This window comes from Streptococcus cristatus ATCC 51100, assembly GCF_000222765.1.
Taxonomy (GTDB): Bacteria; Bacillota; Bacilli; order Lactobacillales; family Streptococcaceae; genus Streptococcus; species Streptococcus cristatus.
This window is the reverse complement of sequence record NZ_AFUE01000008.1, coordinates 188,540-211,325: the sequence shown is the minus strand read 5'-3', so window position 1 is coordinate 211,325 and position 22,786 is coordinate 188,540. Positions and strand designations below refer to the sequence as shown.

22 protein-coding genes, 1 pseudogene and 1 riboswitch are annotated in these 22,786 nt (G+C 44.0%); of the genes and pseudogenes, 9 read left to right on the top strand and 14 right to left on the bottom strand.

Annotated features, from left to right (window positions below; all coding sequences use genetic code 11):
* Positions 1-217: 217 nt before the first annotated feature.
* Complete coding sequence (locus HMPREF9960_RS07745; RefSeq protein WP_005590852.1) at positions 218-1,150, top strand: nitronate monooxygenase; 933 nt, start codon at positions 218-220, stop codon at positions 1,148-1,150.
* A gap of 232 nt (positions 1,151-1,382) precedes the next feature.
* Here the strand turns inward: HMPREF9960_RS07745 and rlmD are convergent, their stop codons facing one another.
* Entirely contained in the window at positions 1,383-2,741 is a 1,359-nt protein-coding gene (rlmD, locus tag HMPREF9960_RS07740; protein ID WP_005590853.1) for a 23S rRNA (uracil(1939)-C(5))-methyltransferase RlmD, read from the bottom strand.
* Between the two features lie 55 nt (positions 2,742-2,796).
* Here rlmD and HMPREF9960_RS07735 point away from each other — a divergent pair, with 55 nt between their 5' ends.
* From HMPREF9960_RS07735 to HMPREF9960_RS07720, 4 genes are all read left to right on the top strand, one after another.
* Positions 2,797-3,573: an aminoglycoside 3'-phosphotransferase gene (locus tag HMPREF9960_RS07735; RefSeq protein ID WP_005592368.1), complete on the top strand. Its 777-nt coding sequence runs from the start codon at positions 2,797-2,799 to the stop codon at positions 3,571-3,573.
* Between the two features lie 26 nt (positions 3,574-3,599).
* Positions 3,600-4,376 (top strand): recombination regulator RecX, encoded by a 777-nt coding sequence (gene recX / locus HMPREF9960_RS07730; protein WP_005590857.1) that lies wholly within the window; start codon positions 3,600-3,602, stop codon positions 4,374-4,376.
* Between the two features lie 86 nt (positions 4,377-4,462).
* Positions 4,463-4,996 carry a nucleoside tri-diphosphate phosphatase gene (gene ntdP / locus HMPREF9960_RS07725; protein ID WP_005590859.1) on the top strand — a complete coding sequence of 178 codons (534 nt, stop codon included), beginning with the start codon at positions 4,463-4,465 and terminating at the stop codon, positions 4,994-4,996.
* Positions 4,997-5,182: 186 nt separating this feature from the next.
* Positions 5,183-5,500, top strand: a complete 318-nt coding sequence (locus HMPREF9960_RS07720; protein ID WP_005590860.1) for a DUF960 domain-containing protein — start codon at positions 5,183-5,185, stop codon at positions 5,498-5,500.
* Positions 5,501-5,556: 56 nt separating this feature from the next.
* Here HMPREF9960_RS07720 and HMPREF9960_RS07715 read toward each other — a convergent pair whose 3' ends face one another.
* Entirely contained in the window at positions 5,557-5,991 is a 435-nt protein-coding gene (locus HMPREF9960_RS07715; protein WP_005590862.1) for a GNAT family N-acetyltransferase, read from the bottom strand.
* A 62-nt stretch (positions 5,992-6,053) separates the two neighbouring features.
* Between HMPREF9960_RS07715 and HMPREF9960_RS07710 the strand changes: the two genes are divergently transcribed.
* Positions 6,054-6,479, top strand: a complete 426-nt coding sequence (locus tag HMPREF9960_RS07710; RefSeq protein ID WP_005592332.1) for a MarR family winged helix-turn-helix transcriptional regulator — start codon at positions 6,054-6,056, stop codon at positions 6,477-6,479.
* A 120-nt stretch (positions 6,480-6,599) separates the two neighbouring features.
* On the opposite strand, the gene HMPREF9960_RS07705 is transcribed toward HMPREF9960_RS07710, so the two are convergent.
* The 4 genes from HMPREF9960_RS07705 to HMPREF9960_RS07690 all read right to left on the bottom strand — a co-directional run bounded on the left by HMPREF9960_RS07705 (position 6,600) and on the right by HMPREF9960_RS07690 (position 10,552).
* Positions 6,600-8,141: an ABC-F family ATP-binding cassette domain-containing protein gene (locus HMPREF9960_RS07705; RefSeq protein ID WP_005592326.1), complete on the bottom strand. Its 1,542-nt coding sequence runs from the start codon at positions 8,139-8,141 to the stop codon at positions 6,600-6,602.
* Positions 8,142-8,392: 251 nt separating this feature from the next.
* Entirely contained in the window at positions 8,393-9,049 is a 657-nt protein-coding gene (locus HMPREF9960_RS07700; RefSeq protein WP_005590866.1) for a CBS domain-containing protein, read from the bottom strand.
* 278 nt (positions 9,050-9,327) lie between these two features.
* The gene (locus HMPREF9960_RS07695) at positions 9,328-10,182 is read right to left on the bottom strand and encodes a bifunctional methylenetetrahydrofolate dehydrogenase/methenyltetrahydrofolate cyclohydrolase (protein ID WP_005590867.1); all 855 of its coding nucleotides are present in this window, start codon (positions 10,180-10,182) and stop codon (positions 9,328-9,330) included.
* A 139-nt stretch (positions 10,183-10,321) separates the two neighbouring features.
* On the bottom strand, positions 10,322-10,552 hold the full coding sequence (locus HMPREF9960_RS07690) for a DUF1797 family protein (RefSeq protein ID WP_005592360.1): 231 nt from the start codon (positions 10,550-10,552) through the stop codon (positions 10,322-10,324).
* A gap of 241 nt (positions 10,553-10,793) precedes the next feature.
* Here HMPREF9960_RS07690 and HMPREF9960_RS07685 point away from each other — a divergent pair, with 241 nt between their 5' ends.
* Entirely contained in the window at positions 10,794-13,067 is a 2,274-nt protein-coding gene (locus HMPREF9960_RS07685; RefSeq protein WP_005590869.1) for an ATP-dependent Clp protease ATP-binding subunit, read from the top strand.
* Between the two features lie 125 nt (positions 13,068-13,192).
* Here the strand turns inward: HMPREF9960_RS07685 and HMPREF9960_RS07680 are convergent, their stop codons facing one another.
* The 8 genes from HMPREF9960_RS07680 to HMPREF9960_RS07645 all read right to left on the bottom strand — a co-directional run bounded on the left by HMPREF9960_RS07680 (position 13,193) and on the right by HMPREF9960_RS07645 (position 19,663).
* Positions 13,193-15,247: a cation:proton antiporter gene (locus HMPREF9960_RS07680; protein ID WP_048791894.1), complete on the bottom strand. Its 2,055-nt coding sequence runs from the start codon at positions 15,245-15,247 to the stop codon at positions 13,193-13,195.
* A gap of 12 nt (positions 15,248-15,259) precedes the next feature.
* Positions 15,260-15,514, bottom strand: a complete 255-nt coding sequence (locus HMPREF9960_RS07675; protein ID WP_005590872.1) for a hypothetical protein — start codon at positions 15,512-15,514, stop codon at positions 15,260-15,262.
* A 47-nt stretch (positions 15,515-15,561) separates the two neighbouring features.
* The gene (gene mnmM, locus HMPREF9960_RS07670) at positions 15,562-16,110 is read right to left on the bottom strand and encodes a tRNA 5-(aminomethyl)-2-thiouridylate-methyltransferase MnmM (RefSeq protein WP_005590873.1); all 549 of its coding nucleotides are present in this window, start codon (positions 16,108-16,110) and stop codon (positions 15,562-15,564) included.
* The gene (mnmL, locus tag HMPREF9960_RS07665; RefSeq protein ID WP_005590875.1) at positions 16,104-17,051 is read right to left on the bottom strand and encodes a tRNA modification radical SAM protein MnmL/YtqA; all 948 of its coding nucleotides are present in this window, start codon (positions 17,049-17,051) and stop codon (positions 16,104-16,106) included. The genes mnmM and mnmL overlap by 7 nt, the downstream gene beginning before the upstream one ends.
* Positions 17,052-17,110: 59 nt before the next feature.
* The gene (locus tag HMPREF9960_RS07660) at positions 17,111-17,410 is read right to left on the bottom strand and encodes an MGMT family protein (RefSeq protein ID WP_005590877.1); all 300 of its coding nucleotides are present in this window, start codon (positions 17,408-17,410) and stop codon (positions 17,111-17,113) included.
* A gap of 102 nt (positions 17,411-17,512) precedes the next feature.
* The gene (locus tag HMPREF9960_RS07655) at positions 17,513-18,163 is read right to left on the bottom strand and encodes a phosphatase PAP2 family protein (protein WP_005590879.1); all 651 of its coding nucleotides are present in this window, start codon (positions 18,161-18,163) and stop codon (positions 17,513-17,515) included.
* Entirely contained in the window at positions 18,153-18,710 is a 558-nt protein-coding gene (locus HMPREF9960_RS07650; RefSeq protein WP_005590881.1) for an ECF transporter S component, read from the bottom strand. The genes HMPREF9960_RS07655 and HMPREF9960_RS07650 overlap by 11 nt, the downstream gene beginning before the upstream one ends.
* 144 nt (positions 18,711-18,854) lie before the next feature.
* A riboswitch (FMN riboswitch) is annotated at positions 18,855-19,073 on the bottom strand.
* An 80-nt stretch (positions 19,074-19,153) separates the two neighbouring features.
* Positions 19,154-19,663 carry a tRNA (cytidine(34)-2'-O)-methyltransferase gene (locus HMPREF9960_RS07645; RefSeq protein ID WP_005592409.1) on the bottom strand — a complete coding sequence of 170 codons (510 nt, stop codon included), beginning with the start codon at positions 19,661-19,663 and terminating at the stop codon, positions 19,154-19,156.
* 305 nt (positions 19,664-19,968) lie between these two features.
* Between HMPREF9960_RS07645 and trkA the strand changes: the two are divergent.
* A pseudogene (gene trkA, locus HMPREF9960_RS07640) lies at positions 19,969-21,317 on the top strand (Trk system potassium transporter TrkA).
* A gap of 4 nt (positions 21,318-21,321) precedes the next feature.
* On the top strand, positions 21,322-22,761 hold the full coding sequence (locus HMPREF9960_RS07635; protein WP_005590886.1) for a TrkH family potassium uptake protein: 1,440 nt from the start codon (positions 21,322-21,324) through the stop codon (positions 22,759-22,761).
* Positions 22,762-22,786: the final 25 nt, after the last annotated feature.

Here is a 22,786-nt window from a genome sequence, read left to right as displayed (position 1 = left end):
CAAATCCAAGCTTGGAGTATATAACAAATTCTAATAGGCTATAAGTTATTGTTATAAGGACACTGATAAATTTAATTTCACAAGGAAAGGCTATTCTTATCAACCATTTCTGAGATTTCTTTCACAAACTCCTGGCTTTTGCCAGATTACAGCTTCATTGAAAACGCTTTACTATAGTGATATAATGATTTTAAATACAGAATAAAGGAGTTGCCCTATGTCTATTACAAAATTGTTGAATATCAAGTACCCTATTTTCCAAGGAGCTATGGCTCAGATTTCCCACTACCAACTGGCGGCAGCTGTTTCAGAAGCTGGCGGACTGGGAATCATTGCTTCAGGTGGAATGACGGGTGAGCAGTTGCGCGAAGAAATCCGTGAACTGCGTAAATTGACTGACAAGCCATTTGCCGTCAATGTCATGCTCATGATGAAAAATATCAAGGAGATTGTGACGGTCATCATTGAAGAAAAAGTTCCTGTCGTAACGACTGGGGCTGGTACACCAAAATTCATCATGCCTTATCTGAAAGAGGCAGGTATCAAGGTAATCCCTGTTATTGCCAGTGTCAAACACGCACAAAAAATGCAAGAGCTCGGAGTTGATGCCGTGATTGCTGAAGGTTCTGAAGCTGGTGGCCACATCGGTGAAACCAATACTATGGCTCTCATTCCTCAGATTGTTGACTCCGTTGATATTCCAGTCATCGCTGCAGGTGGCGTTGCCGATGGTCGTGGTCTCGCTGCCGCTTTTGTCCTCGGTGCACAAGGGGTTCAGATGGGAACTATCTTCCTAGCTTCTGAAGAATGCCCAATTTCAGCAGGCTACAAGGATGCCATTGTCGCAGCCAATGACACTGCTACTGCCGTTACTGGTCGTATTGCTGGTGCACCGGTTCGTTGTATCCGCAATGAAATGACCGACCACTATATCGAACTAGAAAACAAGGGCACCAATCGTGATGAACTCGAAGAAATCACCATCGGTTCTCTTTCTAAAGCTGTTTATGAAGGAGATACCGTGCATGGCTCTATGATGAGTGGCCAAATCGCAGGCTTAGTCAAGGAAATTCGTCCATGTAAAGAAATCCTCGACACAATCGTTGCCGATGCCCAAAAGGTTCTCCAAAACACTGAAATCAAGCTATAATCCTCTAACTCAAAAGAGAGTGGGACAGAAATCGGTAATTCGTTAGAATTCGATTTCGTCGTCCCACCTCCGCACAGTTGAGTAGGGCTATAAAAGCTGATGAAATCAGCGTAGTAGAGCCCACTCAACCACTGCGTCTTGCTCGATAATCCAAAGACAATTGAGAGGCTAGGACTTTTGTCCCAGCCTCTTTTGCTGTTCATTTAGGCTTGTTTCTAAATAAATCGCTCTTTTACTTGTCTTTTTTGACCAATTTCACTACTGCTTCCGTCCGAGCGGTATGTGGAAACATATCAACCGACTGGATGTAGTGGACATCGTAGACCTGACAGAGTTTGACCAAATCCCGAGCCAGAGTTGAAACATTGCAGGAAACGTAGACCATCTTTTCAGGTGCATAGCGGACAATCGTCTCCAGCAGCTTATCGTCAAGACCCGTTCGCGGCGGGTCGACAATCAAGGCATTCGCCCGATAGCCCTCAGCATACCAGCGAGGAATAATCTCCTCTGCCGTTCCAGCCTCGTAGAGCGTATTATCAAATCCCATTCGTTTCGCATTGCGTTTAGCATCTTCAATCGCTTCAGGGATGATGTCCATGCCCCGCAAAGATTTAACCCTTTTAGCAAAGGCAAAGCCGATGGTCCCCACTCCGCAATAGGCGTCAATCAAATGGTCTTCTTCCGTCACATCCAGCGCCTTAACCGCCTCCCCATAGAGCACCTCTGTCTGCTCAGGATTGAGCTGATAGAAAGCCCGAGGCGACAGGGAGAACTCATAATCCAACACTCCTTCTTGGATAGCCTCCTCGCCCCAGATAATCTCTGTCTTATCCCCGTAAATCTCACTGGACTTGCTCGTATGATAATTAACCGCCACTGTCTCCAACTCAGGAAATTCAGCCACTAGGTCTCGAACGACTAGAGAAAAATCTAGCTTGCGCCCTGTTACAAAAATCATCTGCACCTGACCCGTCTTTCTGGCTCTGCGAATCATGACGGTACGCACTCCAGTTGTCTTGCGCTCATCGTAGATGGGCAGTCTGTATTTACCTAAAAGCCGAGCTACCTTATTGACAATAGCCTGCGTTACCTTGTCCTGAACCAGACAGTTTTTCAGCGAGACCAGATAGTGGGAATTCTGGGCATAGAGCCCTGCCTTGACCTCATCCTTAAATTTCCGAGTCTGAAACTGCAGCTTGGCTCTATAATAGAGCGGCTCCTGCATACCAATGGTCGGACGGATTTCATAATTTTCGTAGCCAGCTGGCGCAAACTTTTTCAGAGCCTGACGCAGCAAGTCTTCCTTAAATTCCAACTGCTTGTCATAGTGGAGGTGCATGATTTGACAGCCTCCGCAGCTTTCATAAATCTCACACGGCGCTTCCACCCGAAATTTTGACCGTTTGTTGATTGTGAGGAGCTTGGCCTCGATAAAATTCCGCTGCACCTTGGTCACCTGACAGTAAACTTCTTCGCCCTTCAAAGCCCCCGGCACAAAGACCAGCGTTTTCTTATAAAATCCAATCCCTTCCCCATTGATTCCCATTTTCTTGATTTTGAGAGGGATTCTTTGCTTCACTTTTACATTCATGCCTCTATTATACCATGCTAGAGTCGATTCGTTGAGAATATGTTACAATAAAAGTATGAAAGCAGAAAAAATATCCCTTCCACTAGTCCATTTCCCTGAGCAAATCCGAACTTATCTAGAGGGAGCCAACTTTTACGACAGCTCCTCACATTCAAGTGCCCGTGTTTTCTATGCCGATACGGGCTATTATTTGAAAATTGACCAAAAAGGCCAGTTAGCCCAAGAAGCCACACTTGCCAAATGGTTTGAGAAGCAAGAACTCGGTGTGCCTGTCACTCACTACCTATCAGCAGATCATGACTACCTGCTGACTAGAGAAGCCGAGGGCAAGGACGCCCTAGCCTTTCTTCAACAGCCAGAAGAGCTTTGCCAAACAATGGCTGCCGCACTCAAAAAACTTCACAGCATCCAACCCCAGCATTTCCCAATCCAGCATCGCCTCCAACACTATAAAGAGCAGGCAGAGGAAAATTATCAGAAAGGTTGCTTTTATCAAAAAGCCTTGCTGCCTCAATTTCACATCCAAAGCCGTAAGGAAGCATATCAACTTATCCAAGAACAGGGACATCTACTAACAGCGGACGCCTTGATTCACGGAGACGCCTGTTTGCCCAATTTCATTCTGAAAGACGCAGCAAACTTTTCCTGCTTCATTGACGTTGGACTCGCAGGCTTTAGCGATCACCACATTGACCTTTACTGGGCGATCTGGTCCCTTACTTATAATTTATCTGACCCTCAATATGCAGAGCTCTTTCTCGACTACTATGGCCGGAAGAATGTTGATACAGACAAGCTGCGCTTGATTGCTGCCTTTGAAGCATTTGGCTAAAAGAAAGGACTTTACCAAAATTCTCTATGAAAATCACAAAAATCGAAAAGAAGAAAAGACTCTACCTCTTGGAGATGGACGATAGTAAAAAGCTCTATATCACCGAAGACACCATTGTCCGCTTCATGCTGTCTAAAGGAATGGAAATCACAGAGCAGGAGCTATCAGAAATTCAACACTATGCCCAATTCTCCTACGGCAAAAATCTAGCCCTCTACCATCTCTCCTTCAAGCAAAGAACTGCCAAGGAAGTCAAGGACTATCTGACCCAGAACGATATCCAGCCAGAAATTATCAGCCAGGTTTTAGACGCTTTGAAAAAAGAAAATTGGATCAACGACAGAAAATATGCCAATTCTTTTATTCAATCCAACCTTCTCACTGGCGACAAGGGCGCTTTTGTTCTCAAGCAAAAACTCAGTCAAAAAGGGATTTCTAGCACTATTATCGAAGAAGAGCTAAGACAATTTGATTTCGCTGAAGTAGCTGAACGAGTTGCCGAAAAATTGCTCAAAAAATACCAAGGCAAGCTTCCCAGCAAGGCGCTGCAAGATAAAATTCTCCAAGCCCTGATAAACAAAGGATTTTCCTATGGACAAGCCAAAGAGGCTTATCAACATTTAGACATCGAAGAAGACCAAGAAAACCAACAAGAGCTGCTCTACAAAGAGCTAGACAAGCAATACCGCAAGTACTCCAAAAAGTACGACGGCTATGACTTAAAACAGCGTCTGACCCAAGCTTTGGCCCGCAAAGGCTATGATTTTTCGGACATTGCCAGCGCTCTGAGAGAATATCTTTAAGATTTTCTATGAAAACTTAGGCATTTTTATGAAAATATGTTACAATAAAGAGGATAAACTTAAAAATTGTAGAAAGTTGGTAGGTTATGAAACTTCCCAAAGAAGGCGACTTTATTACAATTCAAAGTTATAAGCATGATGGGAATCTTCACCGCACTTGGCGAGATACCATGGTACTAAAGACAACAGAAAATGCCATTATTGGCGTTAATGACCACACACTGGTAACAGAAAGTGATGGCCGGCGTTGGGTAACACGAGAGCCTGCCATTGTCTATTTTCATAAGAAATATTGGTTTAATATCATTGCCATGATTCGTGACAATGGCACTTCATACTACTGCAACCTTGCCAGCCCCTACTATCTGGACAACGAAGCCCTCAAGTACATCGACTATGATTTAGATGTCAAGGTCTTCACAGACGGAGAAAAACGGCTGCTTGATGTGGAAGAGTATGAGCGTCATAAAAGGCAAATGAACTATTCGGATGATTTGGATTTCATTCTCAAGGAAAACGTTAAGATTCTGGTTGACTGGATCAACAACGAACGCGGTCCCTTCTCCGATGCTTATGTGAAAATTTGGTACAAACGTTATGTTGAACTAAAGAATCGATAAAGTTGTCAAAGAGCGCAAGCTCTTTTTTCTTGCTCTCTTTCTCAAAATACCTCCGTCCAGCAAGGAAGCAATTTCTTGCAATTCCTACTTATTTCTTGTATGATAGAACCAACAATATTGCTGTGTCACACTAAATGACTGATATTTGGTCTACCGCAGCTAGGTTTCCAGAAAGGAGTGAGTCTCATGGCTTTTACCAATACTCGTGGTCGCTATGCCAGCTTTGGCGTTATCACTAGCTTGCCAGATGATGTGATTGACACTTTCTGGTACATTATCGACAACTTCCTTAAAGATGTCTTTCCCCTGAATAACCTGATTCGCTTCGAATTGATCAATAACGAAGGGAAGCTGACTTTTCGCTTCTCTGAGGACCATCTCGATACACTCATCTCCTTTGATTTCACCTATAAATTTGACCCATTCTACCCTCGCATGATCTACGTTGTGGATAATAACGGCAGAGAGACGGTCATGTTAGCCGATGAATACTCTATGTTTTAAAAAATAAAATCCAGTTGAGACACCGTCACTATGAGCGGTTCATCAACTGGATTTTTTTATTTTTTGTAAATCATTTTGATATGAGGCGTCGATTCAAAGATAAAGGGCTCTCCTTGAGTTACAAAGCCGAATTTTTCATAGAACCCTACGACTTGCTCCTGGGCTTCAATTTCAATGATTTTTCCAAGCCATTCTTTCTCACAAAGAATCAAGATTTCCTCTACCAATCTACTCCCCAAACCCTTTCCTCTGGCTGACGAGGCCGTCACAAGTCGACCAAAAACGACTTTTTCAGCTTTCTCAAACACGCGGGCATAGGCATCTATTTCCTCTTGTTTATTAACATGAAAAATGTGAACAGCTTTTAAGTCTTTTTCATCCAATTTATGGTAGATTCGCTCTTGCTCGACGACAAAGGTATCGATCCGCAGTTTTAGAATCTTGTAAAACTCTAGTGTATCCAACTCGTTCAAATATTTTTTATGCCACATACTTGTTTCCGTCCTTGCTTTATTATATAATCATTGTAAATGCAACTATCAAAGGAGTTCTTATGGATTATCGTCAGTTATTTCGTCAAATGGGATTCATCTCCCGTCAAGCTATGATGAAAATGAATCAAGAAGCTAGCCAATACGGGCTTGATAATAATCTCTTTCTCATTCTTACTCGCATTGTCGAACACCCCGCCATCCATCAATCTCAGCTGGCAGAACTGGTTCAGATTGACAAGACTACCCTGAGCCGCTCTCTAAGAAAGCTGGAGGAACGAGGCTTGATTATCAAGAAGACCAAGCAAGAGAATAAGAAATTTAAGGAGCTCTATCCACTGACTCCTGCACTAAAAGTATATGATAAGCTGATTGGCTACGAGGACAGATATATTCAGGCTAGTCTGCATCATCTGACTTCATCTGAACTCTTTCAGTTGGATCATATCTTACAGAAAATCCAAAACTCCCAACAAGAAGAAGCATAACGCGAAATAGTTGCATTTACAACTATCAAGTATTAAAAACTAAAGCTATTAAAAACGGCTGCTTGCAAGTAACTGAGAAGACACCCTTGTCTCTGCAAGCAAAACCGCCTTAATAGCTTTTTAAATTAGTTGATTGAAATCCCAGATCTGATCCATCCAGCCTTCATAGAAATCAGGCTCGTGGCAGACCATGAGGATGCTGCCCTTGTATTCTTTCAGAGCGCGCTTTAGCTCCTCCTTGGCATCTACATCCAAGTGGTTAGTCGGCTCGTCCAGCACCAGAACATTATTTTCTCGGTTCATGAGGAGGCAAAGTCGAACCTTGGCCTGCTCGCCACCTGAAAGAACCTGGATCTGACTCTCAATATGCTTGGAAGTCAATCCACATCTGGCCAGAGCCGCTCGGACTTCTGCTTGATTTAGAGCTGGAAAGGCATTCCAGACTGCTTCGAGCGGTGTCTGGCGATTGCCGCCTTCCACTTCCTGCTCGAAATATCCCAGCTCCAGATAGTCTCCGCACTCAACTTGACCTGCGATAGGCGGGATAATCCCCAGCAAACTCTTGAGTAGGGTTGTTTTCCCAATCCCATTTGCCCCGATGATGGCCACCTTCTGATTGCGCTCAAAGGTCAGATTAAGGGGTTGGGTTAGCGGACGATCATACCCAATCTGCAAATCCTTGGCTTGGAAGATAAAGCGGCCAGGTGTGCGGGCAGGCTTGAAATCAAAGGTAGGCTTTGGCTTCTCACTTTGTAGCTCAATAATATCCATCTTATCCAGCTTTTTCTGGCGGGACATGGCCATATTACGAGTTGCCACACGGGCTTTATTACGAGCTACAAAGTCCTTAAGGTCCGCAATTTCTTTCTGTTGACGCTCATAGGCCGCTTCCAGCTGAGATTTTTTCATCTCATAGACCTCTAAGAATTGGTAATAATCCCCAGAATAGCGGGTCAACTGCTGATTTTCTACATGGTAAACGATATTGATCACATCGTTCAAGAAAGGAATATCGTGGGAAATCAGAACAAAGGCATTTTCATAGTTTTGGAGATAGCGCTTGAGCCAGTCAATATGCTCCGCATCCAGATAGTTGGTTGGCTCGTCCAAGAGTAAGATATCCGGTTTTTCCAGAAGCAGCTTGGCCAAGAGAACCTTAGTCCGCTGCCCACCAGATAGCTCTGTCACATCGCTTTCCATACCGTAGTCCATGACGCCTAGTGCTCGCGCGACTTCGTCAATCTTAGCATCTAGTGTATAGAAATCCCGGCTCTCCAAGCGATCCTGTAGCTCGCCCACTTCTTCCATAAGGGCATCCACATCCGCTCCATCCTCAGCCATGCTCATATAGATATCATTGATGCGGGTCTCTGTCTTGAACAGCTCGTCAAAGGCTGTCCGTAGCACATCGCGGACAGTTTGGCCCTGCTCCAGCACGGCATGCTGGTCCAGATAGCCAGCCGTCACATACTTGGACCACTCGACCTTGCCTTCGTCTGGCAGCATTTTACCCGTCACAATGCTCATAAAGGTTGACTTTCCCTCACCATTGGCACCGACTAAGCCGATATGCTCTCCCTTGAGCAGACGGAAGGATACATCCTCAAAAATAGCCCGGTCACCAAAACCGTGGCTGAGATTTTTCACTTCTAAAATACTCATCTTTTCTCCTCTATCATTGATTGCAGTTCCTTGATTATACCATCTTAGGAAGCCAATTGGCAAGAAAATGAGGCTGGGACAAAAGTCCTAGCCTCTCAATTGTCTTTGGATTGTCGAGCAAGACGCAGTGGTTGAGTGGGCTCTACTACGCTGATTTCATCAGCTTTTACAGCCCTACTCAACTGTGCGGAGGTGGGACGACGAAATCGAATTCTAACGAATTACCGATTTCTGTCCCACTCTCTCTAACTTTATAAAACTTTTGCGCTAGTGCGGGTAATATCTTCTACTTTTATATTGTGTACTTCAAACTTGGACTTCAAGGAAACCAAGTCAATGTCTCCGTCAATTTGTACCTCAATGACAACTTTACCGTCCTTACGAGGAATATTAACTGTGTTTGAAATATTGAGGTTTTCTTCGACAAGTAAGGCGATAATATGCGATAGGACACCAACCTCGTCTTCTGTGACAAAGCGCATTCGAACGCCCTTTTCGCCATAACCAGAAACTTCTAGAAAAGCTTTGAAAATGTCGCGATCCGTAATGATTCCATAGACCTGCTCATTGTCAACAACTGGTAAGATTCCAATTTTATTTTTCAGCATCAAATAAGTCGCATCTTCCAGACTAGCATACTGGGAAATCGTAACGACATCGTGAATCATCACATCTTTTACTTTGGTTTTATTCAGAAGATAGTTCATTTCATAAATAGATAGGCTCGTTGCCTTTGATGGACTTGCTTCTGCGATTGTTCCTTCTGTCACAAGACCCACCAGCTTATCATTTTCAATCACGGGCAAGCGGTGCAATTTTTGGTCGCGCATAATGTCTGCCGCATGCGCAATCGTTGTGTCTGGGCTAATGTATACAACCTTGCGTGTCATAAAATCTTTTACTGCCATGAGAAGCCTCCTCTAGTTTCTTTTTCTAATCTTATTATACTGTATTTTCCAACTAATTCCAAACGCTTTCACGGTTTTCTCTTATGTTTTCAAAATTTAGAAAAATCAGGCAGGCTACCTATAAAAAAGCTAGATTCTCCTATGACAAAACGAGGAGGAACGTTTGACCCAGCCTCGCTTTAGACTATTTCTAGAGTTTCTTGTCTAATACCACTAGCAACAAGTTAACGAAAAAGCAATTGAAATAAGAAATTGATCAGCCTAATGCTACTTTTCTATTATTTCTCCAAACTTCTAACAAAGGCCTGGTAAGTCTGTTCCATTAGCATGGTAATGGTCATCGGTCCAACTCCCTTTGGAACCGGAGTAATGAGACTAGCCACTTCTGCCACTTCGTCAAATTTAACATCGCCAATCAGCTTGCCATTTTCATCCCGGTTCATGCCGACATCGATAACGACAGCTCCCTCCTTGACAAAGTCCTTGGTTACAAAGTGTCCTCGTCCGATAGCCACCACTAAAATATCAGCTTTCTTTGCAATTTTTGCTAAATGATGGGTCCTCGAGTGCGTCAAAGTAACGGTCGCATTTTTAGACAACAGAAGCTGAGCCATGGGTTTACCGACAATATTGCTACGGCCAATCACCACCGCATTCTTTCCTTCCAAGTCCACCTTATATTCGCGGAACATTTCCATGATTCCTGCTGGTGTAGAAGGGATCATCAAGGGATGTCCTGACCAAAGTCGCCCCATATTAGTCGGATGAAAGCCATCTACATCCTTATCTGGATCAATGGCTAATAAAACCGCTTCATCGTCAATGTGGGCTGGCAAAGGAAGCTGGACTAGGATTCCGTGCCAAGCTGGATCCTGATTATATTTAGCAATCAAGGTCAGCAATTCTTCCTGACTCGTTGACTCAGGCAGGCGCACAACTTCACTGCGGAAGCCTGCAGCTAGAGCAGATCGCTCTTTATTTCTCACATAAACCTGACTGGCTGGATTGTCGCCCACCAGAATCACCACTAAACCAGGTTCCTGACCTGTCTCTGCTTTTAACTTTGCTGTTTTTTCTGCAAGTTTCGCTTGAAGCTTTTCTGCTAAAGCTTTCCCGTCAATAATGTTTGCCATTCTTTTCTCATTTCTTTTTCACTATATTTATTCATTATATCAGAAATCCTCTTGTCCCACTTATACATTTTTCTTATATAAAGTTATAAAATTAAAGACTGAGCTTGACGAGCAAAATAAAAAAGCAGAAGTCTGCTTTTTAGTATAATAATTCATAAATTTCCATGGCAATCAAGTCAATACTATCGAAAGTATAAGTCTCACGCGCTGCCACATCACGCAGAGTAAAAATTGGTCCGTTTTCTTCGTCGTAGCTGTACGCCACTTCGGCAACAACTACTCCTTCACGTTCAAAATTACGTTTTAAATTTCCACCATCTTTGGCCATAGCTTCCAAACGATTGATGATTCTAACTAAATGTGATTCCATTTTATTTCTCCTATTTACTTGCTTCTCTCCTATTTTACCATAAAAAGAAACTGAAATACCAGTAAAAGACCATTTTTTTCTCTTTTTCGCGCTATAATTTCTCAAAAAATCAGTCTCAGGGAGGATTTTGTAGTAAATTCTTGCATTGTGCAAGAATACTGATATAATGAAACTATAATACTTTGACTATTTTTGACCATTTAAAAATAGGTGGATCTACGGCCAAAGAAAGAGGTAGAATATGCTTTGTCAAAATTGTAAAATCAATGAATCAACCATCCATCTCTATACAAATGTAAACGGAAATAAACAGCAGATTGACCTTTGTCAAAACTGCTATCAAATCATGAAGACAGACCCTAACAATAGCCTTTTTCGAGGACTGACTCAGGCTAACAACCAAGGAATTGATCCTATTGACGATTTCTTTAACAGTCTTGGTAATTTTCAACAACCCCAAGAACCAAATCCAAATATCCCGCCAACTCAATCTGGAGGAGGCTACGGTGGCGGTGGCTATGGTGGCAATTCCAATCATGGAGGCGGAGCACGCCAACAGGCTCCGCAAAAGCCAAAAGGTCTCCTAGAAGAGTTTGGTATCAATGTGACTGAGATCGCCCGTAAAGGAGAAATTGACCCTGTCATCGGTCGGGACGAAGAGATTACTCGTGTCATTGAAATCCTCAACCGCCGCACCAAGAACAATCCTGTCCTTATCGGGGAACCCGGTGTCGGAAAAACAGCCGTGGTCGAAGGCTTGGCCCAGAAGATTGTTGATGGTGATGTACCTCATAAACTCCAAGACAAGGAAGTTATCCGCCTAGACGTTGTCAGCCTAGTACAAGGGACTGGTATCCGTGGTCAATTTGAAGAGCGGATGCAGAAGCTCATGGACGAGATTCGTTCTCGTCAAGATGTCATTCTCTTTATTGATGAAATCCATGAAATCGTAGGAGCTGGATCTGCTGGCGATGGCAATATGGACGCTGGAAATATCCTCAAACCAGCTTTGGCTCGCGGAGAACTCCAAATGGTTGGGGCTACTACCCTCAATGAATACCGTATCATTGAGAAGGATGCTGCCCTCGAGCGCCGCATGCAGCCCGTTAAGGTCGACGAGCCAACAGTAGAGGAAACGATTACCATCCTCAAAGGGATTCAGAAAAAATACGAAGACTACCATCATGTCAAGTACACAGACGCGGCCATTGAAGCTGCGGCACTTCTCTCCAACCGCTACATCCAAGATCGCTTCCTGCCAGACAAGGCTATCGACCTCTTGGATGAGGCTGGTTCTAAGATGAATCTGACCCTCAACTTTGTTGATCCCAAGGTCATTGACCAGCGTCTTATTGAGGCCGAAAACCTCAAGGCTCAGGCAACCCGTGACGAAGATTTCGAGAAGGCGGCTTACTTCCGTGACCAGATTGCCAAATACAAGGAACTTCAGAAGACGAGCGTGCTGGATAACGATATCCCAATTATCAGCGAGAAAACGATTGAGCACATCGTAGAGCAAAAGACCAATATTCCAGTTGGCGATCTCAAAGAAAAGGAACAGTCTCAACTAATCAATCTCGCTAGCGACTTAAAGGCTCATGTCATCGGCCAAGATGATGCCGTGGATAAGATTGCCAAGGCCATCCGCCGCAACCGGGTCGGACTAGGAAGTCCTAATCGCCCAATCGGAAGCTTCCTCTTTGTCGGCCCAACTGGTGTCGGTAAGACTGAGCTGTCTAAGCAACTAGCCATTGAGCTCTTTGGCTCGGCTGACAGCATGATTCGCTTTGATATGAGTGAATATATGGAGAAACACAGCGTGGCCAAGCTGGTCGGTGCGCCTCCAGGCTACGTCGGATACGAGGAAGCGGGTCAGTTGACTGAGCGCGTCCGTCGCAATCCCTACTCGCTCATTCTGTTGGATGAGGTAGAAAAGGCCCATCCTGATGTCATGCATATGTTCCTGCAGGTTCTGGATGATGGCCGCCTGACCGATGGTCAAGGTCGGACTGTCAGCTTCAAGGACACCATTATCATCATGACATCCAATGCCGGAACTGGCAAAGCTGAAGCCAGCGTTGGCTTTGGGGCAGCTCGTGAAGGCCGTACCAATTCCGTCTTGGGTGAATTGGGCAACTTCTTCAGTCCTGAGTTTATGAACCGCTTTGACGGCATTATCGAATTCAAGCCACTCAGCAAGGACAACCTGCTGCAAATCGTCAACCTTATGCTGGACGATGTTAATCAACGTTTGGCAACCAATGACATTCATCTGGATGTTACGGAGAAGGTCAAGGAAAAATTGGTTGACCTAGGCTACGATCCAAAAATGGGCGCTCGCCCACTGCGCCGTACCATTCAGGATCATATCGAAGATGCTATTACTGACTTTTATCTGGAAAATCCAAGCGAAAAAGATCTCAAAGCTATCATGACTAGCAATGGAAAAATTCTCATCAAATCAGCCAAAAAGGCTGAAGCAGAAAAAACCAAGCTCGATGAAAGCCAAAGCTAACTGATTTTAGCTCTGCGTCTTGATAAACTTTTAAAAACAAAGCAAGAAGAGAACGGACAAAGTATTCCGTTCTCTTTTTGAATTCTATTTAATTTTTAGTGGAGCTCACTGGATAGCCTTATCTTCTAGCGCTCTCTAGCGTAATTAACCATGTCATAAGGTAGGGTGTTGGCTCTCTCTTTCAGTGAGTAATTTTCTAAATTATTGACATTTTGGCGCAGGCGTTTTGCATAGCTACTTGAGATCAATTTCTTTTTCTCATATTCAAAGATAATTTTTCTTTCTAGATAATAGCCCCAGATCATTTCTGAGATGTTGTTAGGCTTGATGCGCGTAATAACCCGCTCGATGAAGGCACCGCTGCCGATAATCTCCGTTTCTCTTAGTCGAGATTCCTGCAAGAATGTAATCAGCGAGGGCTTGTAGATTCCTTTTAGGTGTTCCAAACTTTCGATAATGACTTCGGTATTGGACAGATAAAGCTCTGCTATATCCTCCATATCCTCAGCAGTTAGATACTTAGCTCCACCTTGCCTCCAAGAGCGCCATCTAGCACCAAGGGTGACGATTTCATGGAGCAACATACGCAACACGCGCAGCGTAACGAGAAACATATAGGTAAAGCGAGAAACTAAGTTTCGATTGATGCCCTGCTCAATATTATGTAGGTAACGCTGATAAAGGTGATAGCTACGGTCACTGATTTTTCCTTCCTCAAAAGCTTGCTCCAAACCATCATTTTCGATACTCAAAATCAATAATTTCAGAGCTGCCAAGTCTCGCTGAGTAGCCTTGTCTTCCTGTTCAAGGATTAGGTTTTCGATACGACCATGGTAATTGTCAATAGCCGCATAGAGAGGTGCCTTAGCCTTAGCTTGCTTGAGGCCTGCTTCCAGCTCACTCACCACTTCATTTAAAATAGCAATGTGCATGAGGTGCTCAGCTTCCTCTTCTATTTCCTCAGACAGATGAGGAAGAGTGAGTAAACCTGTCAGAAAGCTCAGAAAGGTGACACCTGCAACCAAGAAAAGCAACAAAGGATGATCTTGCTCCAATTGACTCGGAATCAAAAGAATAGTCGCAATGGAGACGGTTCCTTTGACACCTGAAAAGGTCAGCAGCAGCATTTCCTTCAGGTAGTTTCCAAAATTCTTGTGCAATCTTCTGATTCGAATGAAGTAAAAAGTGAACAACATGATAAACCGAAGAGCAAAGAGCAAGAAAGTCAAAAGAACAATGCTCACGAGTAGCAAGAGATTATCGTAAATCGGGCTCTTTAAAATTGGCTCTGCAATCATCTCCAGCTCTATTCCTAAGATGATAAAAACAGAGCCATTGAGCATGAAGTTCACTGTATTCCAGATGGTTTCCGTGACCGAATCCACCTGAGCTTCCAAAAGCGTAATCCGCTTGAAGCGACTGGCCTTAAAGATACCTGCGACGACTACTGCGATAATCCCTGAAACATGGATTTCCTCTGCTAAAAAGAAGGTGACCAAGGGTAGGCTCAGCTCCAGCAAGAGCTCACTGGCAATATCTGATACTTGGGCACTCATCAGCAGTTTATGCAACCAGCGATTAAGAGCTGCGCTGGCCATCCCGACGGCAAAACCACCGATAATGGAAAGAACTAAGGAAATACTAGCTTTTCCTAGGGAAAAACTTCCTGTAGTCCAGGCCAAAAGAGCCACACGAAAAGCAACTAGACCAGACGCATCGTTAAGCAATCCCTCTCCTTTTAGGATATTTTCCACCCGCTTGGGGAAGGAAAAACGCTCTGATAGGGAAGCAAAGGCAACCAAGTCTGTCGGCCCCAAAGCGGCTCCTACGGCAACACAGGCCGCCAAGGGCAAGGCCCCCCAGAGAAGATGAGCCAGATAGCCCAAACCAACCGTTGAAATAAAGATAACTGGAAAAATCAAATACAAAATGATTCGCCAGTGCTTGAGAATACTGGTAATATTGCTTTCCTCAGCCTCCCGAAAGAGCAATGGCCCGATTACCAAGGCCAAAAATAGCTCTGTATCTAAATGAAATTTCCCCTGAGGAAGGAGAAAACCAAGCGAAATTCCTAGCACAATTTGCACTAGAGGTAAAGGAAGCTGGGGCAGCAAGCGATTGGTCACATTCGATACAACCAATAGGAGCAAAAAAACAATCGTGTAGAGAAGGATTTCCACTTTGAACATCCTTTATCTCTGCTGGCAGCACTCTTTAAACAATTCTTTTTGCGCTGAAATCTTTTGATCAATTTTGGATAGGTCGCGGTGCTCAATCATCTTTTGGCAGCGCTCCATCTCTAGATTCACCAATTTTTTCTTGATTCGCAGCATTTTTTTATTCATTTTGGCCTCGTCCAAAAGGCCAACAGTCATTTCTTCATTGGCAGACTCGACGTATTTGTTTCGTAAGCCAGCTAATTTTTCATGCAAATATTGTTTATCCATTTTTCTCCAAATGATTCCTCAGAAAATTTTTAACAACTTTGGAAACCTTATTTTTCTTTTAATTTCTCAATCATAACCAAAAAAGGCGGGTTATTAATCTGATTGATGGTCTTGTAAAGGGCAACGGTGAAGTCCTGCTGGGGCAGTTGACTAACGAAGTCTAGCACCGCATCTTTTTCAACTTCGCCACCTTCATGCCCATAGTAAATCATGATAGCTGCACGGCCGCCTTTTTCCAAGCCCCGGCAGACCTTTTCCAGAGCTTCCAGCGTCGTAGCAGGTCGAGTAATGACAGACTTGTCCGCCGAAGGCAAGTAGCCAAGATTAAAAATAGCAGCCTTGAAATGGTCTGTGTATTGGTCCAGAGTCTCATGGCCAGCCAAGATTAGCTGAGCATTGTCCAAGCCAGCTTCTGCCAAGCGCTGGCGGGTCTTTTCCACAGCCTGCTCCTGAATGTCAAAAGCATAGACTTGCTTGGCCAACTGAGCCAGAAAGAGGGTGTCATGTCCATTGCCCATCGTAGCATCCACTACGACATCTTCCTTGGTCACAACTTCTGCCAAAAAGGCATGGGCCATCTGTAAAGGTCTTAACATACGAATCTCTGCTCCTTTGCTTTACAGCCTTGCTTGCTGCCACGACGACGCATTTCTGCCTCGATGGCATTGAGAACTTCCCATTTATTGAGGCTCCACATGGGGCCAATCAACATATCTCGCGGAGCATCGCCTGTGATACGGTGGATGACGATATGCTCGGGGATAATCTCCAGCTGGTCGCAGACGATGGAGACATATTCCTCCTGGCTGAGCAGCTGCAGTCGCCCCTCATGATAATCCCGCTGCATGCGGGTATTAGTCATCAAGTGAAGCAAGTGAAGCTTAATCCCCTGAATGTCATTATCCGTCACACAGCGGCGGACATTCTCCAGCATCATCTCATGGGTCTCTCCCGGCAGACCATTGATCAAGTGAGAAACAATCTCTGCCTTGGGAGCCAGCTTACGAACCCGCTGGACTGTTTCCACATAAAGCTCATAAGAATGGGCGCGGTTGATGAGGTCTGAGGTCTCCTCGTAGGTAGTCTGAAGGCCCAGCTCCACGGTCACATGCATGCGCTCAGACAGATCAGCCAAGTAGGCAATGGTCTCGTCGGGCAAACAGTCGGGCCGAGTTCCGATATTGAGGCCAACGACACCTGGCTCGTTGATGGCTTGCTCATAACGATCACGGATCACCTCAAGCTTCTCATGGGTATTGGTGAAGTTCTGGAAATAGACCAGATACTTGCGAACATCTGGCCACTTGCGGTGCATAAAGTCAATTTCCTTATAGAACTGCTCCCGAATGGGCGCATCAGGCGCCACGATGGCATCACCAGAACCCGAAACAGTACAGAAGGTGCAGCCTCCATGCGCCACCGTACCATCCCGATTGGGACAGTCAAAGCCCGCATCAATGGGCACCTTAAAGGTCTTTTCTCCAAAAAGTTTTCGATAATAATCATTCAAAGAATTGTAAGATTTCATACCTTCCATTCTACCACAAAAAAGGACCTAGAAACAAAAATTTCCTCTTTCATCAAGAAAGAAGAAACTCATCGCTCCCACTGATAATGCTTGAGGTCCACACAGCCATTGGCCTTCAAGTCCACTCCCTCTGCCCAAAGCGAGTGCGCTTGCTCTTCCCAGCCCGGTGTCAGACGACCTGCTGCATTGACCACCCGATGGCAAGGATGCTTGCCGCCATAAAACTCCGACTGACTGAGTATCTTCCCCACCAAGCGGGCATTTTTAGGCCGCCCAATCAAACGGGCAATCTGACCATAGGTCGCCACGCGCCCAGAGGGAATCTCATCCACAAGAGCTAAAACCGACTTGATGATTTCTGGATTCAAAACGTATAACCTCCTCTTCACCTCACTTGCTCTTATCTTAAAAGAAGAGGCCTCCTTTGTCAAGACAAAAAGGCTGGCAAAGCCAACCTTTCTCATCTCTATTTATTTCTGCTTTCTCCTGAAACGCCACTGAAAGCGCAGCTTGTCATAAAAAGGAAATTCGATATTGAGAATGGCAAAGCCCATCAAGGCTCCTCCGATTACATCTGTCGGATAGTGCACGCCCAGATAGACTCTGGATGCCATAATGGTCAAGATAAAGAGCAAGAGCAAGCCCTGTACCAGACGCTTAATTTGTTGATTTTGCATCCGTTGCTGGACGATAATGATCAAAGTCCCCACCACAATGGCTGTCGCCATGGCATGCCCACTTGGGAAAGAATAGCCTCCCTCTTCGACCAAATGCAAAATACTGGGCCGACTTCTGTGGTAGACGAGTTTAATCAGCTTAATCAAAATCCCATGTAAGACCAGATTTCCCGCCAGCAAGGCAGCTTCCAGCTTCCATTTTTTATAAAGGAAAAATAGGACAAGGGCAGACACCCAGATAATAATTCCTAGCGGGTCAATGAAACTGGTGACCAGTTTAAAAAATGTCGTCAAAGCTACAGGCAAGTCTCCCCGCAGCCAGGTCTGAATCGGAGTGTCAAAGCTGGTTAGCTGCTCTGGATAAAACTTGACCATGTAGCCTAGTATGACGAAAAGTAAAAGGGCAAAAGAGCCCTTTGTTAGATAAGATTGTTTATTTTTCATAGCGTTTTAGAACGGGCGTCAAAAGCGTGTAAATTAGCCAGAAAGCCACCGCCCAGATTACTCCTTCTAATAGGTTAAAGGGAACAATCATGGTCAGCAGATACTTACTTACACCAATCATCTGACCGATATCAAAGTTTGCAAAACGAGCATAAAGCGGAATGGCATAAAAAGCATTCAGCGCTAGCATACTTGCAGTCAAGGAAAGAATTCCTAGGAAAGATGCAAGCAGATAGCTCATCAAATCTCTCTTCTTTTCCCAGAAAAGAGCAAAGAAGATGACATAGACCAGAATCGCCACAATATTGATTGGCAAACCGATCAAGGTTTCCACTCCATGACCATTTAAGGACAATTTTAAAACAGAGCGGATGAGCAGAACTGCTACAGAACTCTTAAAATCCAAGAGAACCAAGGCTAATAAAATCGGAATAATCGAAAAATCCAATTTTAGAAAATCGGCTACCAAAGGGATTTGATAGAACATGAGCAGGAAAGATAGTGCAGATAAAGCCGCAACTATCGCCATTTTGCGCGTATTTGTCATAACAGGTTCCTCCAATTTATAAAAATTAGAGAAGCTGGAAGGCTGTTAACACAAGGCCCGAAAAATCCTTTCAGAATTTATAAGAGTATATAAAATACCCCTTAAAATAAAATTAAAACGACCAACCGGCCAGGCAATAACGCCTTTCGTCTTCTCCCATCCAGACTATACTGTCGGTTGTGGAATCGCACCACATCAGCTTTCGCTCGCGGACTTATTTGGCTAAGATATTTTAGATTTATCTAGGCGTCGCAGTCGAAGATCATACTTAAAGTATATCGAGACAAGACAACGACGAGAAAGCTAAAATAGCTAGTCAAATTTACCGCCGGTCGGGAATTTCACCCTGCCCTGAAGACACTCTTATCATAACAAAAAAAGCCTGCCAGAGCAAGCTTTTTGATTGATGTAATAAATATTATTTCAATTCAACTATTTTTCTTTTACTTCAACTTATCCGCTTCATACTCATGTACCAAGTCCAGCCCTGCAAAGTTCTGCTGCCGCAAGGCTTCGTAAACAATCATGCAGACCGTATTAGAGACATTTAAGCTGCGGACATGCTGGTCATTCATGGGAATGCGCAAGGCCTTTTCTGGATGCTGGCGCATAAATTCCTCTGGTAAGCCTGTATCCTCACGACCAAACATGAAATAATGTGGCCCTTCTGCTGAGAAATTCTCCTCCGAGTAGACCTTCTCGGCAAACTTAGAAATCAGATAGAGCCGTCCGTCCATCTGCTTCATAAAGTCATCCAGACTCTCATAGAAGCTAATATCTAGCTTATCCCAATAATCCAGCCCTGCCCGCTTCATCTTACGGTCATCAATGGGAAAGCCCATGGGCTTGATGATATGGAGGGGAGAATTGGTCGCTGCACAAGTACGAGCAATATTGCCTGTATTCTGCGGAATTTGTGGTTCAAAAAGGACGATATGATTTTGCTGAGACATGATTTTTTCCTGATTTTCATTAGAATAAAAAAATAGCCACACTGCCCGGAGTCAAGCTCAGCAAACAGCGTGGTTAAGGCATCATTAACTTACATCACAACAGGTTTGATGTAAATCAATGAGGGTACCTTCCTAGTATATCATTTTCTTCCGACAAGTCAATAAAAATGACCTCAAAAAGTGAGATTTTTGTAGGATTTCTTTTGAAACAGCTTACTATTCTGTAAAAAACGACTTTATTGAGATTTATAGATGAAATTTTATATAAAAAAAGGTATGATAGATACATATTCGGGAGGAATAATATGAAAATTATCGTCGTCGGAAGCGGGAAAGTCGGAGCCGCCCTTTGTCGCTCGCTCGTTGCTGAAAAGCATGATGTCGTTTTAATTGAACAAAATGAAGCTGTTCTAAATCATATTACAAAACGTTACGATATTATGGGCATCGTTGGAAATGGTGCGAATTTTAAAATCTTGGAGCAAGCAGATGTTGCCCACTGCGATATCTTTATTGCCATGACTGAGCAGGATGAGGTTAACATGGTTTCAGCCGTTCTCGCAAAGAAAATGGGGGCCAAAGAAACCATTGTCCGTGTGAGAAATCCTGAATACTCAAATGCTTATTTTAAAGAAAAAATATTCTAGGCTTCTCTCTGATGGTCAATCCTGAACTCCTAGCTGCCCGTTATATTGCCAATATTATTGATTTTCCTAATGCCCTGTCATTGGAGCATTTTGCCAATGGCCGAGTGACCTTGATGGAGTTCAAAATCAAGCCAGAAAGTCATCTCTGCCAAATGAATCTCTCACAATTTAGGAAGCATTTCCCCCACGTTATTATCTGTGCTATTGAGAGAGAAGGAAAACTCAGCATTCCAGATGGTGATTTCACCTTGCAGCCATCTGATAAAATCTTCCTGACTGGAAATCGTTCAGAAATTGTCCGCTTCCACAATAAAATCCGGCCAAGAGTCATCAAGAGTCTCATGATTATCGGGGCAGGTAAGATTGCCTATTATCTATTAAACATTCTCAAAAATAGCAAGATTGAGCTCAAGGTCGTCGAGATCAATCGCCAGCGGGCAGAGTTCTTCAGCCAAGAATTCCCTGAGCTCTACGTGGTCAATGGAGACGGTACAGCCAAAGATATTCTACTCGAGGAAAGAGCTGCGCATTACGATGCAATAGCTACTCTGACAGGCGTCGATGAAGAGAATATCATCACCTCAATGTTCCTCAATAATCTTGGAGTTCAAAAAAACATTACCAAGATCAACCGGACAAGTCTCCTCGAGATTATTGACAATCAAGACTTCGCAAGTATTGTCACGCCAAAAGGGATTGCGGTTGATACCATTATGCACTTTATCCGCGGACGGAATAATGCGCAATTCTCCAGCCTAGAAGCCTTGCACCATGTAGCAAATGGCCAGATTGAAACACTCCAATTCCAGATCAACGAAGGAAATAAAATGATCGAACAGCCTCTTTCTCAGCTCAAATTGAGGAGCGGGGTGCTGATTGCTGCTATCATTCGTCAAGGCGTAGCCATCTTCCCAAGTGGAGACGACTATTTGGAAGTCGGAGATAAGATCATCGTGACAACCTTGATTCAAAACATCGATAAGATTTACGATTTGTTAGAGAGGTAGCCCCATGAATAGACCTATGATTCGCTTTCTCCTCTCTAAACTCCTGCTCATCGAAGCAGCTCTCTTGTTGGTTCCAACAATCGTTGCCCTGATCTACCGTGAAGATCTTGAAGTCTTCCTTTCGATCGGCGCTACAATGATTATTTTAGTGATTTTGGGTGGATTAGGTTCAGCCTTTAAGCCTAAGGATGCCCACATTTACACCAAGGAAGGGGTACTGATTGTTGCCCTTTGCTGGATTCTCTGGTCCTTCTTTGGCGCTCTGCCTTTTGTCTTTTCTGGCCAGATTCCTAATCTAATTGATGCTTTCTTTGAAGTTAGCTCTGGCTTTACCACTACTGGTGCTACGATTTTAAATGATGTATCTGTCCTTTCCCACTCGCTCCTCTTTTGGCGTAGTTTTACCCACTTGATTGGAGGAATGGGGGTGCTGGTCTTTGCCTTAGCCATCATGGACAATGCCAAAAATGGCCACTTAGAGGTCATGAAAGCGGAAGTTCCTGGACCAGTCTTTGGTAAGGTTGTGTCGAAATTAAGAAACACCGCCCAGATTCTTTATATTATCTATCTAGCGCTCTTTGCCCTTTTTGCCTTTCTTTATTTCCTCGCCGGCATGCCACTCTTTGATAGTATCGTCATCGCAATGGGAACGGCTGGTACAGGAGGCTTCACTGTCTTTAACGACGGAATCGCCCACTACAACAGTTCTCTAATCACCTACCTTGTCAGCTTTGGCGTTCTGACCTTTGGGGTAAACTTCAATCTCTACTATTATCTCTTGATTCGAAGATTTAAAGCCTGTTTTCATGACGAGGAGTTGAAAGGCTATCTCTGGATTGTCCTCACTGCCACTATTTTGATTAGCTTCAATGTTCTCCATATTTACGGGGAATTTGCTAAAAGCTTAGAAATTTCATTTTTCCAAGTTTCCAACATCATTACTACGACAGGATTCGGCTATGGAGACACTGTGCAATGGCCCCTCTTCTCACAAGTCATTCTGCTGCTGCTCATGTGTCTAGGAGGTTCTGCTGGCTCCACCGCTGGCGGTTTCAAAGTAATCCGTGCCATTATCATCGGTCGCATCGCTAAAAACCAAATCCTTTCCACACTTTCGCCAAACCGCGTTCTAACCATGCATATCAACGGTGCTGTTTTGGATAAAGATACCCAACACAAGGTTCTCAAATATTTAGCTGTTTATATTTTGATTATCGCAGCTTTGATTTTCATCATCAGTCTGGACAATAACAATCTAATGACTGTTACCAGTGCTGTCATCAGCTGTTTCAATAATATCGGACCAATGATTGGGACAACCGATACCTTCTCTATCTATAGCCCATTTTCTAAATTCCTACTTTCTCTTGCCATGATTGCAGGACGTTTAGAAATCTATCCTATCCTGCTTCTATTCCTACCAAGAACCTGGTCTAATAGATAGCAGGAAAATAGCTATCATTACTTGA